9 protein-coding genes are annotated in these 15,433 nt (G+C 67.2%); 7 read left to right on the top strand and 2 right to left on the bottom strand.

The features are described 5' to 3' along the window. Window positions 1-1,988: type II secretion system secretin GspD (gene gspD, locus WAZ62_RS20885; protein WP_422645463.1), on the top strand; the 1,988-nt coding region annotated here is incomplete at its 5' end. 11 nt (window positions 1,989-1,999) lie between these two features. Here the strand turns inward: gspD and WAZ62_RS20880 are convergent. Further along, window positions 2,000-2,428 (bottom strand): lytic transglycosylase domain-containing protein, encoded by a 429-nt coding sequence (locus WAZ62_RS20880; RefSeq protein ID WP_422645462.1) that lies wholly within the window; start codon window positions 2,426-2,428, stop codon window positions 2,000-2,002. Here WAZ62_RS20880 and WAZ62_RS20875 point away from each other — a divergent pair. The 6 genes from WAZ62_RS20875 to WAZ62_RS20850 all read left to right on the top strand — a co-directional run bounded on the left by WAZ62_RS20875 (window position 2,427) and on the right by WAZ62_RS20850 (window position 13,929). Further along, window positions 2,427-3,317: a prepilin peptidase gene (locus WAZ62_RS20875; protein WP_422645461.1), complete on the top strand. Its 891-nt coding sequence runs from the start codon at window positions 2,427-2,429 to the stop codon at window positions 3,315-3,317. The genes WAZ62_RS20880 and WAZ62_RS20875 overlap by 2 nt on opposite strands. A 224-nt stretch (window positions 3,318-3,541) precedes the next feature. After that, window positions 3,542-5,719: a phosphocholine-specific phospholipase C gene (locus tag WAZ62_RS20870; protein ID WP_422645460.1), complete on the top strand. Its 2,178-nt coding sequence runs from the start codon at window positions 3,542-3,544 to the stop codon at window positions 5,717-5,719. A gap of 80 nt (window positions 5,720-5,799) precedes the next feature. Next, entirely contained in the window at window positions 5,800-7,980 is a 2,181-nt protein-coding gene (locus WAZ62_RS20865) for a phosphocholine-specific phospholipase C (protein WP_422645459.1), read from the top strand. Window positions 7,981-8,096: 116 nt separating this feature from the next. Then, window positions 8,097-10,283 (top strand): phosphocholine-specific phospholipase C, encoded by a 2,187-nt coding sequence (locus WAZ62_RS20860; RefSeq protein ID WP_422645458.1) that lies wholly within the window; start codon window positions 8,097-8,099, stop codon window positions 10,281-10,283. 39 nt (window positions 10,284-10,322) lie between these two features. Continuing rightward, complete coding sequence (locus WAZ62_RS20855) at window positions 10,323-12,503, top strand: phosphocholine-specific phospholipase C (protein WP_422645457.1); 2,181 nt, start codon at window positions 10,323-10,325, stop codon at window positions 12,501-12,503. Between the two features lie 109 nt (window positions 12,504-12,612). Next, window positions 12,613-13,929 carry an NADH:flavin oxidoreductase/NADH oxidase family protein gene (locus WAZ62_RS20850; RefSeq protein WP_422645456.1) on the top strand — a complete coding sequence of 439 codons (1,317 nt, stop codon included), beginning with the start codon at window positions 12,613-12,615 and terminating at the stop codon, window positions 13,927-13,929. On the opposite strand, the gene WAZ62_RS20845 is transcribed toward WAZ62_RS20850, so the two are convergent. Continuing rightward, on the bottom strand, window positions 13,920-15,329 hold the full coding sequence (locus WAZ62_RS20845; protein ID WP_422645455.1) for a multicopper oxidase family protein: 1,410 nt from the start codon (window positions 15,327-15,329) through the stop codon (window positions 13,920-13,922). The two genes, WAZ62_RS20850 and WAZ62_RS20845, sit on opposite strands and share 10 nt — an antisense overlap. Between the last annotated feature and the right edge of the window lie 104 nt (window positions 15,330-15,433).

The raw sequence follows: 15,433 nt of genomic DNA, 5'->3' as shown, positions 1-15,433 counted from the left end.
CGCAACCCGCCGGCACGCGCACCCGCGTCATTCGCGGCACGGGACAGGTCCTCGGCGCGGCGCCGGCCCCCGGCGGAGAAGCCACCGGCGGCGACGTCAGCCTGAATTTCACCAATGCCGAGGTGCGCGACGTCGCCAAGGCGGTCTTGGGCGATATCCTCGGCCTGACCTATGCCGTCGATCCCGAGGCGCAAGGCCAGATCACCATCGAGACGGCGCAGCCGATCCGCCGCGACCAGGTGCTGCCGACGCTGGAAGCCGGTCTGCAGGCGGCCCAACTCGTGCTGGTGCGCGAGGGCAATCTGTTCACCATCCTGCCGGCGGGCAGCGACCAGCGCTCGATCGGCCTGTTGTCGCCGGGCGATCCCGGCTCGGGCACCGAGGCTATTCCCTTACGCTTCGTCTCGGCGACGGCGTTGAAGGACCTGCTGGCCCAGATGGTGCCGAACAATGCCCGGATGGAAGCCGATGGCGCGCGCAACATCCTGTTCATCAGCGGCAATTCGGTCAGCCGGCGCAGCCTGCGCGACCTCGTGCAGCAGTTCGACGTCGACTGGCTGCGCGGCGTTTCCTTCGCCCTCATCGTGCCGCAATGGACCGACAGCCGGAACCTCGTCGAACAGCTGACCCAATTGCTGAACGCCGAAGGCGTGCCGACCGCCGGCACCATCCGCTTCGTGCCGGTGCAGCAGGTCAACGGCATCCTGGCGATTTCCAGCCGCGCCGATTACCTCGACCGGGTGCGCGGCCTCGTCGAGATGCTGGATCAGGAAGCCCAGGGCTCGCGCCGGCGGCTCTTCGTCTACCGGGTGCAGAACGGGCGGGCGAGCGATCTCGCCCGGGTTCTCTCCGCCGCCTTCGGGGGCGCCAAGGGCGGAAGCGGCGGCACCTCGAGCGCCGCCCCGTCATCGAGCGCGGGCAGCGCCAGCCTGTCCGGCGCCGGCACATCGGGCTCGGAATCGTCCGGCGGTTTCGGCCAGAATTCGACCGACGCCAGCCTGCCCGCACCCACCATGCCCGGCATCGACGGCCAGGGCGGCAGCGGCGCCGCCGGCATGAGCGTCGACCTCGGCGAAGCGGAAGGCGCGGTGAGCATCAGCGCCGACGAGATTTCCAATTCGATCGTCGTCCACGCCAAGCCCCAGCAATATGAGATCGTCGCCGACGCCCTGCGCCGGCTCGACGTCCTGCCCTTGCAGGTGATGATCGAATCCGCGGTGACCGAGGTCACGCTGAACAACGAACTGCGCTATGGCGTGCAATGGTTCTTCCAGACCGGCAACAGCGAATTTTCCCTGAGCGAATTCGCCTCGGGCGCGATCGGCCAGGTCTTTCCCGGCTTTTCCTACCTGGTCTCCAACGGCGATTCGATCACCAGCGTGCTGAACGCCCTCGCCGGCATCACCAACATCAATGTCGTCTCGGCGCCGAAGCTCCTGGTGCTCAACAACCAGACCGCCTCGCTGCAGGTCGGCGATCAGGTTCCGGTCGCGACACAATCGGCGGAAAGCACCGACACGTCGACGGCGCGGATCGTCAATTCGATCGAATATCGCGACACCGGCATCATCCTGCGCATCACGCCCCGGGTGAACGACAGCGGCCTCGTCCTGCTCGATATTTCGCAGGAGGTCAGCAATGTCGTGAAGACGACGACCTCGGCCCTCGACTCGCCGACGATCCAGCAACGCCGGATCGCCAGTTCCGTCGCGGTCGAGGATGGCCAGACCATCGCCCTCGGCGGCCTGATCACCGAAACCAAACAGTCCGACAATTCGGGCATTCCCTATCTGCGCAACCTGCCCTTCTTCGGGCCGCTGTTCGGCACCACTTCCGACTCCAAGGACCGGACCGAGTTGCTGATCCTGCTCACCCCCCGTGTGGTGCGGAATTCGGTCGATGCCCGTCGCATCACCGACGAATTGCGCGAGAAGATCCGCGCGGTGGTGCCGCTGCCCGTCGCCGACACGGAAGGGCTGCGCCCCTGACCGGCCGGCCCCTAACGCTCGCGAAAGACCTGCGAGCCGAAACGCTGCGCCGCCTTGCCGGCGACGCGCGCGGCATAGGCCCGCGCCCTCTCGGCGTCGGAAGGCGCGTGATAGCAACCGACACCCTGCCAGAAGTCGCCGCCGCGCTTGTGGATACATTCGGCCAGGATGAAGGCGCCGACGGCGATATTGGTGCAGGGACGGTCGCGCAGCGCCGCCTCCGCCTCGTCGCGGGAAACGCCCCAGGTCCTCGCCAGCGGCTCCAGCCACAGGCTGTTCACCTGCATCAGGCCGATGTCGCGGGTGCCGTTGCTATTCTCGCTGACCTCGCCGGTGCGGCCGCCCTCGGCCTCGAGGATGGCGATGACGCCCGTCGGCGGCAGCCCGTAGGCGGTCGCGGCCTTGATCGCGCAGGCGAGGATGAGAGACGAGAGTTCCATGATCCGATCGGGGGCCATGATGCCCGGGATCTGTGACGGTTTCGATGACATTCTGCTGAATTTCCGCCTGCTGGGCGCCGGATTGCCGCCGCTCGCCGGCTGGCTGGCGGCGGCGCTCTGGGGGCTTCTGGTCGGCAGTTTCGCCACCGTCGCCATGGAACGCTGGCCGGCCCTCATCGAAGGCCGGTTGCCGGCCGGCGCGCTGTGGTATCCGGGATCGCGCTGCCCGCCCTGCGGCCGGCCCCTGAGCTGGCTGCAGGCGATGCCCCTGATCGGCTGGCTTCTGTCGCGTGGGCGCTGCCCCTGCGGGCGGCAGGCCGTGCCGGCGCGCTATCCGCTGGTCGAGCTGGGCGGGATGGTCTTCATCCTGGCCGCCGCCCTGCTGGCGCCGCCCCCTCTCGACCGGGTCGTCATGACCGTGCTCGTCGCCAGCGCGCTCTACCTTCTGGCCGTCGTCGATGCCCGCGCGGGCTATCTGCCCGATGCCTTGACCCTCGGCCTGCTCTGGGCCGGGTTGCTGGCGGCGGGGCTCGCGCCCTGCGGCCTCGATGCGATCGATGCCGGCGACGCCATCGCCGGGGCGGCCACCGGCTGGCTGGTCATGGCCCTGGTCGGCACCATCGCCCGCCTGCGACTGGGGCGCGAGGGCTTGGCGCGGGGCGACTGGAAACTGGTCGCCGCCATCGGCGCCTGGGGCGGGATCGAGGCCGTGTTCCAGCTCCTGCTGCTGGGCTCCGTCGCCGCGCTCCTGCTCTCGCCCCTGCTCGCCCGCTTTCACATGGCCGAGGACGCGGATGCGCCGCGCGGCGTTCCCCTCGGGCCGGGCTTCGCCCTTGCCGCCCTGCCCATCCTGGCCGGCGCCGTGCCGTCCCTCCCTATCCTGGGCTGAGCGAAATCCCGGGCCATTCGCCCCGGAATGTTCCCACCATCGGCGGATTACCCCGGAAAACGGGACATTTCTGGCGCTATTAAACCGCCCCCTGTCGCTAGACTGAAACCTTGCTGACATGAAAGTCAGCAATGCTCCGCCCCACGCGAGAAGTGCCGGGTCCACCGCCCCTTCCGGGGCGAGGCCGACGGCGACCGCAGTTCAAGATTACATAGGGGCAGGTCATGATCGACGAGAGCAGGCGCAAATTCCTCAAGACGACGGCGACGCTGGCGGGGGCCGGCGCCGCGGCGACGGTGTTTCCCTCGGCGATCCAGCAGGCACTGGCGATCGACGCCAACAACGCCACCAAGTCGATCAAGGATGTCGAGCATATCGTCATCCTGATGCAGGAAAACCGGGCCTTCGATCATTACTTCGGCACCTTCCCCGGCGTGCGCGGCTTTGGCGACCGCTTCAGCATTCCGCTGCCGGGCGGGCGCAGCGTGTGGGAACAGTCGAACGGCACCCGCATCATCACCCCCTATCACCTCGACCAGTCGGCGGGTAATGCCCAGCGTGTCAGCGGCACGCCGCATTCCTGGGACAACGCGCAGGCCGCCTGGGACCATGGCCGCATGGCGAACTGGCCGGCCCACAAGCAGGACCAGTCGATGGGCCATTACGAGAAGGCCGAGCTGGAATTCCAGTGGGCCCTCGCCAACGCCTTCACGCTTTGCGACAATTATCACTGCGGCATTCATGCCGGCACCAACCCGAACCGGCTGTATCACTGGACCGGCTGCAGCGGCGCGACCGCTGCCGGCGTCGCCTCCGTGACCAACGAATGGGACAGCCTCGACACGTCCGAGAAGGGTTACACCTGGAAGACCTATCCCGAGCGGCTGGAAGAAGCCGGCGTCGACTGGAAGGTCTATCAGAACCTGCCGAACAATTTCACCGACAACCCGCTGGCCGGTTTCCGCCAGTACCGCAAGGCGAACGAGGTCTACAACACCTCGTCGGGCTTCCCCTGGCTGCCCTACACCAAGGTGCTGAACGACAAGGCCCCGCTCTACAAGGGCATTTCCAACACCATGCCCTTCGGCGGCCTGCTGGCCGAATTCGCGACCGACGTGAAGATGGGCATCCTGCCGCAGGTGTCGTGGATCGTCGCGCCCGACACCTATAGCGAACACCCCGGCCCGTCGAGCCCCGTGCAGGGCGCTTGGTACATCCAGGAAACCCTGAAGGCCCTGACCGCCGTGCCGGACGTCTGGTCCAAGACCGTTCTGATCGTGAATTTCGACGAGAACGACGGCTTCTTCGATCACGTCCCCTCGCCCGCCGTGTTCTCGCGCAATGCGGACGGCGCCGCCGCCGGCGCCTCCACGATGAAGACCGAACAGCTTGCCGGGGAATATTTCACCCATCCGGCGCCCGAAGGCACCACCGGCCAGCCCGCGCCGGACGGTCGCCCCTATGGCCCCGGCCCGCGCGTGCCCTGCTATGTCGTCTCGCCCTGGAGCCGGGGCGGCTGGGTCGCGTCCGAGACCTTCGACCACACCTCGGTCCTGCGCTTCATCGAAGCCCGCTTCGGTGTCGCCGAGAGCAACATCAGCCCCTATCGCCGGGCGGTCAGCGGCGACCTCACCTCCTGCTTCGACTTCGTCAATCCGAACGCCGCGGTGCCGACCCTGCCCAAGCGCAGCAAGACGTCGGCCGATGCCCTCCGGGTCTCCCAGGACCTGAAGGATCAGGTGCCGGTGCCGGCGGTCGACGCCCAGTCCCTGCCCCGTCAGCAGGCTGGCGTCCGTCCGTCCCGCGCCCTGCCCTACGAACTGTCGGTCGATGCCACGGTCGAGGGCTCCTCGGTGCGCCTCCGCTTCCGCAACAGCGGCAAATCCGCCGCGGTGTTCCATGTCTACGACAAGCTGCACCTCGACCGCATTCCGCGCCGCTTCATGATCGAGGCGGGCAAGCAGCTGGCCGCGACCTGGGACAGCGCCGGCGACGCCGGTCAATACGACCTGTGGGTGCTCGGGCCGAACAGCTTCCATCGCCACTTCATCGGTGACAGCGATCTGGTCGGCGCCACCAGGATGCTGCCGGAAATCGCGGTATCCTACGATCCCGATCTGTCGCGCCTCAATGTCGCGCTGGCCAATACCGGCGCCCGTCCCTGCCGTTTCACCATCACCGCCAACGCCTACGAGAAATTCTCGAAGGATGTGCGGGTCGAGGCCGGGGCGCGCCAGGTGCTGCGTCTCGACATTTCGGATCAGGGCAACTGGTACGATTACACGGCGACTGTGAACGGCCTCGCCGGTTTCAGCCGCCGCTTCGCCGGCCGGATGGAAACGGGCAAGCCCGGCATTTCCGACCCCTACTCGGTCTTCGAGCAGATCGCCTCGGCCGGCTGATCCGGCCCCTGACAATACCGAACCGCCCGGCGCCAACGCCGGGCGGGCCGTGGTCCCTTATGCAAACGGACGCCCCTTCGATGACCGACACCAGCCGCCGCGACTTCCTGAAATCGACTGTCGCCCTTTCGGGCGCCGCCGCGGTCGCGACGGGCTTTCCGGACTCGATCCGCAAGGCGCTGGCGGTCGAGGCCAACAATGCGACGAAATCGATCCGGGACGTCGAGCATATCGTCATCCTGATGCAGGAAAACCGGGCCTTCGATCATTACTTCGGTACCATGGCGGGCGTCCGGGGTTTCGGCGACCGCTTCACCATTCCGCTGCCGGGTGGTCGCAACGTGTTCCAGCAGTCCAACGGCAGCCGGATCATCGCGCCCTACCACCTCGACGAGACCGCGGGCAATGCCCAGCGCGTCACGGGCACGCCCCATGGCTGGAATGATGCCCATGGCGCCTGGGATGACGGCCGCATGACCCAATGGCCGCTCTACAAGCGCGACTGGTCGATGGGCTATTACCGGCCGGCGGAAATCGAGTTCCAATGGGCGCTGGCCAATGCCTTCACCCTGTGCGACGCCTATCATTGCTCGATCCAGTCTTCGACCAACCCGAACCGGCTGTTCCACTGGACAGGCACCAATGGCCCGACCGGCGCCGGTGTCGCCTCGATCAACAACGAATGGGCCAATCTCGGACCATCGAGCGAAGGCTTCACCTGGAAGACCTACCCTGAACGTCTGCAGGACGCGGGCGTGACCTGGAAGGTCTATCAGAACCTGCCGTGGAATTTCACCGATAACCCGCTCGAGGGTTTCCGCCAGTATCGCGCGGCGAGCGAGAAGATCGGCAACACGTCGAGCGGCTTTCCCTGGATTCCCTATTGCGATGCTCACGACGCGAAGGCGCCGCTCTACAAGGGCACGAGCAACACCATGCCCTTGCTGGGCCTCCTGCTCGAGTTCAAGGCGGATGTGAAGGCCGGCAAGCTGCCGCAGGTCTCCTGGATCATCGCGCCCGAGCAATATGCCGAACACCCGGATTCGTCCTGCCCGGTGCAGGGGGCCTGGTATGTGCAGGAGACGCTGAACGCGCTGACCGCCAATCCCGAGCTCTGGAGCAAGACGGCCCTCATCGTGAATTATGACGAGAACGACGGCTTCTTCGATCACGTGCCACCGCCCGCGGTTTACTCCCGCGACGCGGACGGCTCGGCCGCGGGTGGCGCGACCATGAAGGCCGATCTGCTGACCAGCGAATATTTCACCCACCCCGCCGCCGAAGGCAGCGCCGGCCAGCAGGCGCCGGACGGCAAGGTCTATGGCCCCGGCGCCCGCGTGCCCTGTTTCGTCGTCTCGCCCTGGAGCCGGGGCGGCTGGGTGAATTCCCAGGTGTTCGACCACACTTCGATCCTGCGTTTCCTCGAAGCCCGCTTCGGTGTCGCCGAAACCAACATCAGCCCCTATCGGCGGGCGATCTGCGGCGACCTCACCTCCTGCTTCGATTTCGTCAATCCCAACACGGCCGTGCCCGCCCTGCCCCGCCGCAGCCAGATCGCCGCCGACGCCATGCGCGTCGCCCAGGAGATGCGCGCCCAGATCCCGATCCCGGACGAGGCGAGCCAGACGCTGCCGAAGCAGGATGTCGGCATCAGGCCGTCACGCGCCCTGCCCTATGAACTAGCCGCCGATGCCGTGGTGGAGGACGGCAGCGTCCGCCTGCGCCTGCGCAATACCGGCAAGGCCGGCGCCGTGTTTCACGTCTACGACCGGCTGCACCTCGACCGCATCCCGCGCCGCTACATGGTGGAAGCCGGCAAGCAGCTCGCGGCGAGCTGGCCGACGGCGCGGGACGCCGGGCGTTATGATCTCTGGGTGCTGGGGCCGAACGGCTTCCACCGCCACGTCACCGGCAATGCGGTCGAGACCGCGGCGGCGAAATTCGGGCCGGAAGCGTCCCTGTCCTACGATCCCGCGCATCACCGCCTGAATCTGACGCTGACCAACGACGGCACCCGCGGCTGCACCGTGCTGGTAACGGCCAATGCCTATGAGAAGCGCGAGATCAGCCAGAAGCTGGCCGCCGGCAGCCGGAAGGTGCTGCGCCTCGACATCGCCGACCAGGGCAATTGGTACGATTACACCGTGACCGTGAGCGGCCACGCCGGCTTCACCCGCCGCTTCGCCGGCCGCATGGAGACTGGCCGGGACGGCATTTCGGATCCGGCCGCCGTTTTCGAGCAGCTTGCCGCGCAAGGGTGAGCACGACCGATCAACCCGGGCAGGCGCCCCCCGCAGCCTGAAATCCGGTTCCTGAAGCGGGGGAAGTGGCCGGGGATCGCAGCAGCGCCCTGCCGACAGGTGACGGGGGGCTTATCATGACCGGCACGAACAGACGCGACTTCCTGAGATCCGGCGCCGCCCTCGGGGGCGCCGCCGCGGCAGCGACCGCTTTCCCGGATTCGATCCGCAAGGCGCTGGCGATCGAGGCCAACAATGCGACGCGCTCGATCCGCGATGTCGAGCATGTCGTCATCCTGATGCAGGAAAACCGGGCCTTCGACCACTACTTCGGCACCATGTCGGGTGTCCGCGGCTATAGCGATCGCTTCACCATCCCGCAGCAGAGCGGGCTTTCGGTGTTCCATCAATCGAATGGCGAGCGGATCGTCCTGCCCTATCACCTCGACCAGAGCAAGGGCAATGCCCAGCGTGTCAGCGGCACGCCGCATTCCTGGTCCAACTGCCACGCCGTGTGGGACCACGGCCGCATCACCGACTGGCCGAAGACCAAGGAAGACCAGTCGATGGGCTATTACCGGGAGACCGAGGTCGAATTCCAGCGCGCCCTCGCCGACGCCTTCACCATCTGCGACAACTACCATTGCGCGACGCAGACCGGCACGCATCCCAACCGCATCTACCACTGGACGGGCACCAATGGCCCGACCGCGACCGGGACCGCCGTGGTCGTCAACGACGACCGTTTCGCGCTGATCGGCCCCGCCTCGCGCGGCTACAACTGGACGACCTATCCCGAGCGGCTGCAACAGTCCGGCGTGACCTGGAAGGTCTATCAGAATATGCCCGACAACGGCGGCCTGAACCCGCTGGTCGGCTTCCGCCAGTATCGCAAGGCGAGCCAGGGCGTCGGCAATTCCATCGTGGATGGCCTGCCCTGGTGGCCCTACATCGAGGCGATGGACAAGAAGCAGCCGCTCTACAAGGGCGCGGGCAACACCATGCCGCTCGGCGGCATGCTCGGCACCCTCGAACTCGACATCAAGAACGGCAAGCTGCCGCAGGTGTCCTGGATCGTGCCGCCCTCGATCTACTGCGAACATCCCTCGGTCTCGAGCCCGGTGCAGGGCGCCTGGTACATGCAGCGTGTCCTCGAGATCCTGACCGCCGATCCCGAGGTCTGGAGCAAGACCGTCCTCATCATCAATTTCGACGAAAACGACGGCTTCTTCGACCATGCGCCGCCCCATGCCGTTTGCTCGCGCAACGCGGACGGCACGCCGGCCGGCGGCTCGACCATGAAGGCCGAACTTCTTGCCAGCGAATATTTCGATCATGGGGCGCCCGAGAACCTGGACACCCAGCCGACGCCCGACGGCCGCCCCTATGGCCCCGGTCCGCGCGTGCCCTGCCTCGTCATCTCGCCCTGGAGCCGGGGCGGCTGGGTCGCCTCCGAGAGTTTCGACCATTCGTCGGTGCTTCGCTTCCTCGAAGCCCGCTTCGGCGTCACCGAGACCAACATCAGCCCCTATCGCCGGGCGGTGAGCGGCGATCTCACCTCCTGCTTCGATTTCGTCAATCCCAACGCCCGGCTGCCCGAATTGCCCATGCGCAGCAAGATCGCCGCCGATGCCCTGCGCGTCGCGCAGGATTTCAAGGCGCAGGTCGCCATTCCGGCGGTCGATGCCCAGTCGCTGCCGGAGCAGGATCTCGGCATCCGCCCGTCCCGCGCCCTGCCCTATGAACTCTTCATCGAGGCGACGGCATCGGGCGATACGGTGCGTCTGCGCCTGCGCAACAGCGGCAAGGTCGGCGCCGTGTTCCACGTCTACGACAGGCGGCATCTCGACCGCATTCCCCACCGTTACATGGTCGAAGCCGGCAAGACCCTGAACGCGAGCTGGAACGTGAGGGCCGATGGCGGCGCCTATGACCTCTGGGTCCTCGGGCCCAACGGTTTCCATCGCCACTTCACCGGCAATACCGCGACGGCCGCGGCCGCCAAGGTCCAGCCCGAAGTCACCGCCGCCTATGACAAGACGCGCAGCGACCTGGTCCTCACCCTCGCCAACGAAGGCGGCAAGCTCGCCAGCTTCACGGTGACCGCCAACGCCTACGAGAAGGGCCAGCAGATCGTCCGCGTCTCGGCCGGCGCCAGCAAAACCCTGCGGCTCGACGTCGCCAGGCAGGGAAATTGGTATGATTACAGCGTGACCGTCTCCGGCCTCGACGGCTTCGGCCGCCGCCTCGCCGGGCGCATCGAGACCGGCAAGCCCGGGATCACCGATCCCGCGCATGTGTTCGAGCGGATCAAAGCCTCCTGAACTTCCCCCAAATCCCCCCTTTGCCAAGGAACCCATGACATGACAGACACCAGCAGGCGCGATTTCCTGAAGTCCGCCGCCGCCATCGGTGGCACCGCCGCCGCCGCCACCGTGTTTCCCGACTCGATCCGCAAGGCCCTGGCGATCGATGCCGCCAACGGCACCAAGTCGATCAAGGACGTGCAGCATATCGTCGTCCTGATGCAGGAAAACCGGGCGTTCGACCACTACTTCGGCACGTTCCCGGGCGTCCGGGGCTTCGGCGATCGTTTCACCATTCCGCGCGCCGATGGCCGTACCGTGTTCCATCAGTGGAACGGCGAGCGAACCATCCTGCCCTATCACCTGAATTCCAAGAAAGGCAATGCCCAGCGGGTCTCCGGCACGCCGCACACCTGGCCCGATGCCCAGGCGGTGTGGAACCATGGCCGCATCACCGATTGGCCGCTGCATAAGGAAGACCAGTCGATGGGCTATTACAAGGAGGCCGAGGTCGGCTTCCAGTTCGCCCTCGCCAATGCCTTCACGCTTTGCGACAATTATCACGCCGCCACCCATACCGGCACCTTCCCGAACCGGGTCTATCACTGGACCGGCACCAATGGCCCGACCGGCAGCGGCCATGCCGTTGTGATCAACGAGATCGATAATTTCGGCCCCAAGAGCAGGGGCTACACATGGAAGACCTATCCCGAACGGCTGCAGGAAGCAGGCGTGACCTGGAAGGTCTACCAGAACCTGCCGGACAATTTCGGCGATAACCCGCTGGCCGGCTTCCGCCAGTACCGCGCCGCCCATGAGGCCATGGGCAATACGCCGATCGGCCTGCCGTGGATCCCTTACATCGAGTCGATGGACGCCAAGCAGCCGCTCTACAAGGGTGTCGGCAACACGATGCCGCTCGGCGGATTGCTCGGCCAGCTCGAACTCGACGTCAAGAACGGCAAGCTGCCGCAGGTGTCGTGGATCGTCGCGCCGACGCTCTATTCCGAGCATCCGGCGGTGTCGAGCCCGGTACAGGGCGCCTGGTATGTCCAGCAGGCGCTGGATATCCTGACCGCCAATCCCGAGGTCTGGAGCAAGACCGTGTTCATCGTCAATTTCGACGAGAACGACGGCTTCTTCGATCACGTCCCCTCGCCCGCCGTGTTCTCGCGCAACGAGGATGGTTCCGCCGCCGGTGGCACGACCATGGCCGAAAGCCTGCTGGGCAGCGAATATTTCACCCATCCGGCGATCCCCGAGGCGACCAGCCAGCCGGCGCCCGATGGTCGGCCCTATGGCCCTGGTCCGCGCGTGCCCTGCTTCGCGATCTCGCCCTGGAGCCGGGGCGGCTGGGTCGCCTCCGAAACCTTCGACCATACCTCGGTCCTGCGTTTCATCGAGGCGCGTTTCGGCGTCGCCGAGACCAACATCAGCCCCTATCGCCGGGCGATCATCGGCGACCTCACCTCCTGCTTCGACTTCGTCAATCCCAATACGACGGTCCCCGCCCTGCCGACCCGCAGCAAGATCTCGGCGGATTCCATCCGCGTCGCCCAGGCCCTGCGCCTGCAGGTGAAGATCCCGGCCGAGTCGGACCAGGCCCTGCCGCAGCAGGACATCGGCCTGCGCCCGTCGCGCGCCCTGCCTTACGAACTGCATATCGAGGCGACGGCGGACATCGAAGCCTTGCGCCTGCGCTTCCGCAACACAGGCACGGCCGGCGCCGTCTTCCACGTCTACGACAAGCGGCATCTCGACCGCATCCCCCATCGTTACATGGTGGAGGCGGGCAAGATCCTGGCCGCGACCTGGGATGTGAAATCGGACGACGGGGCCTATGACCTGTGGGTGCTGGGGCCGAACGGCTATCACCGCCACTTCACCGGCAACACGGTCGTCGCGGCGGCGGCCAAGGCCCAGCCCGAGGTCACCGCGTCCTACGACAAGGCGAACCAGCGGCTGAACCTGACCCTCGCCAATGGCGGCGCCAAGACCTGCACCTTCAAGGTCACCGCCAATGCCTATGACAAGTTCTCGCAGGAGGTGCGGGTCGCGGCGGGATCGAGCAAGCCCTTGCGCCTGTCGCTGGCCGATCAGGGCAATTGGTACGATTACACCGTGACGGTCGACGGGCTCGACGGCTTCAGCCGCCGCCTCGCCGGCCGCCTGGAAACCGGCAAGCCGAGCATTTCCGATCCGGCCCATGTCCTCGACCAGATCGTGATCGCCGGCTGACGCCTGCCCTGCCCCCCCGTCGTTGGTGTTGACGGGGGGGCTTAGCCCCCCGACACTTTCCGACAAAATGTCATGACGACAAGACGATACGTCGGAAGAGGAAACGTCGGTGGTGGATATTGCTGCGCCCTTTACCCTGGCCTGCGGCCAGACCCTGAAGAACCGCCTCGCCAAGGCGGCGATGACCGAAGGGCTGGCCGATCCGCGCAACCGGGCGACCCCGGCGCTGTGCGAGCTGTACCGCCGCTTCGCCGAAGGTGGCAGCGGCCTCGTCATCACCGGCAACATGCAGGTGCACCCCGACAATCTGGAGCGGCCGGGCAATGTCGTCGTCGCCCCGGGTATGGACGAGGCGGCCAGGGCCGCCCTCGCCGCCCTGGCCAAGGCCGGCACGGCGAAGGGCACGCGCCTGTGGGCCCAGATCAGCCACGCCGGCCGCCAGACCCCGATCGCCGTCAACAAGACGCCGCAGGCCCCCTCCGCCATTCCCTTGCCCCTGCCGGGCAAGCAGTTCGGCACGCCCCGCGCGATGACCGAGGCGGAGATCGAGGATGTGATTTCCCGCTTCGCCTTCGCCGCCGCCACCCTGAAGGACGCGGGTTTCGACGGCGTGCAGGTGCACGGCGCCCATGGCTATCTGATCAGCCAGTTCCTCAGCCCTCGCTCCAACCAGCGGACCGACCGCTGGGGCGGCAGCCTCGAAAACCGGGCGCGCCTGCTGCTCGAGGTGGTGCGCGCGGTGCGGGCCGCCGCCGGTCCCGCCTTCGGCGTCGGCGTGAAGCTGAACTCCGCCGACTTCATGAAGGGCGGCTTCGGCGACGAGGAAGCGACGACCGTCGCACGCTGGCTGGAAGCGGAAGGCATCGACCTCCTGGAAGTTTCGGGCGGCACCTACGAGCGGCCGATGATGATGGGCAACGAGGATATGTCGACCGATGCCTCGGCCAAGCAGGTGCGCCGCGCCTCAAGCGTCGCCCGCGAAGCCTATTTCCTCGATTACGCCAAGACCATGCGCGCGGCGGTGAAGACGCCGCTGATGGTCACCGGCGGTATCCGCAGCCGGGCGGCGATGGACGAGGCGCTGTCGTCCGGCGCCTGCGACGTGATCGGTCTCGCCCGGCCGCTGTGCCTGAAGCCCGACGCGCCGGCCGCCCTGCTGTCCGGCCGCCTCGCCCGGCTCGACGATTGGGAGAATCGCCTGCGTCTCGGCCCCGGGCGCTGGCTCGGCCCGGCCTCGCCCCTGAAGATCATCCAGATGCTGAACGGCTTCGGCCCCCTCGGCTGGTTCGCCAATCACCTGCAGACGCTGGGCAAGGGCGGCACGCCCCGCCCGGAACTCGGCATCTTCGGCGCCTTCCTGCGTTACCAGATGGGCGAAATGCGGGCGGCGAAAGCAATGCACGCCGCCCGCAAGTCTCAGGCGTAGGTCACTTCGGTCATCATGCCGGTCGCCATGTGCAACAGGTTGTGACAGTGGAACAGCCAGCGACCGGCATTATCCGCATCGAAGGCGATGGTGACGCGCCCCCCGACCGGCACCAGCACGGTATCCCGGCGCGCACCCGCCACGGGCTTGCCGTTCAGGGCGACGACATCGAAATGATGGCCGTGCAGGTGCATCGGATGGGCCATCATGCTCTCGTTCACCATCTCGACCGCGACGCGCTGACCGGCTTTCACCTGAACCGGCAGGCGATCGGCCCATGAGCGGTCATCGATCGTCCAGACGTAAGGCATCATCGAACCCGTCAGGCGGATGCGCCGCGTGACGTCCGCCGGGCGGGCATCCACCCCCTCGGCCACGAGCAGGCTTTCCAGCGACAGATCGACCGGCGGCGCGGCCTCGGCCGCCTTGTCGGCGATCCTGGGCACGCTCGCCCCCGTCGGTGCCAGGACGATGCCGGTCCGGGCGCGATCCCCCTCGCGCTGGGCCAGCACCGGCACGGCGGCACCATCCGTTCCCAACTGCAGCAGGATATCGATGCGCTGGCCCTGGGCCAGCGGCACCTTGGCGACCTCGACCGGCTTCACCGGATTGCCGTCGACCGCCATCACCGTGCCGGTCAGACCGCCGAAATCGACCCAGAAGGCGGTCGCCGCCGCGCCGTTGATCAGGCGTAAATATAACCGCCCGCCCGTCTCGACGGTGACCACCTGCGGATCGTCCAGCGTGCGGTCGTTGGCCAGATAGGCATCGAATTCGACATCGTTCAGGTCCATGCCCGGCATCATGTGGCCCATGGCCGAATGGTCCATGCCGCCCATGTCCATGCCACCATGGTTCGTCATGCCGCCAGCGAGGCCCGCCACCAGATCCTCCGGCGCCTTGAAGCTGAAGTCGTGGAGGAGGACCGTCACCTCCTGGGCGTCCCGGGCGAGGTCTTCTTTGGTGCGGACGATCAGCGGCGCGGCCAGCAGGCGCATTTCCTGCAGGCCGTGGTGCGAATGCATCCAGTGTGTCCCGGTGCGGGGCGCGAAGTCGTAATCGGCGAAGCCGCCATCGGCGATCGGCCGGGCATAGCCCGTGTCGGTCACGCCATCCTGGTCGGGCGGCGGGGTCTGGCCGTGCCAATGGATGATCGTCGGCTCGCCGATGCGGTTCTCGAGCCGGAGGCGGAACGCCTCGCCCGGCGGAAGAACGAGGCCGGACTCCCCGCCCGGCCCGCGCAGGCCGAGGACGGAGGCGGGCTTGCCCCGGACCTCGATGGTGCGGCGCTCGGCCGTCAGCGTGAGGGGGGCGGCATGGGCCATGCGGCCGAGGGCCGGCGTGGCCAGGACAAGGGCGGCTGACGCCACGAACTGGCGCCGCGAAAGGCGAAGGGTCATGATCTCTCTCGTCTGAAAAAAGGCTGAAGGGCGGATTTTCAGGCGAGGGGGCGCGGCGGCCGGTAGAGCGGCGGCGATACCGCCCCCGGCAGGCCGGCGAGGGC

The organism is Zavarzinia sp. (assembly GCF_049306435.1).
Taxonomy (GTDB): domain Bacteria; phylum Pseudomonadota; class Alphaproteobacteria; order Zavarziniales; family Zavarziniaceae; genus Zavarzinia.
The sequence above is the reverse complement of the archived record's forward strand: the minus strand, read 5'-3'. Positions and strand labels throughout refer to the sequence as shown.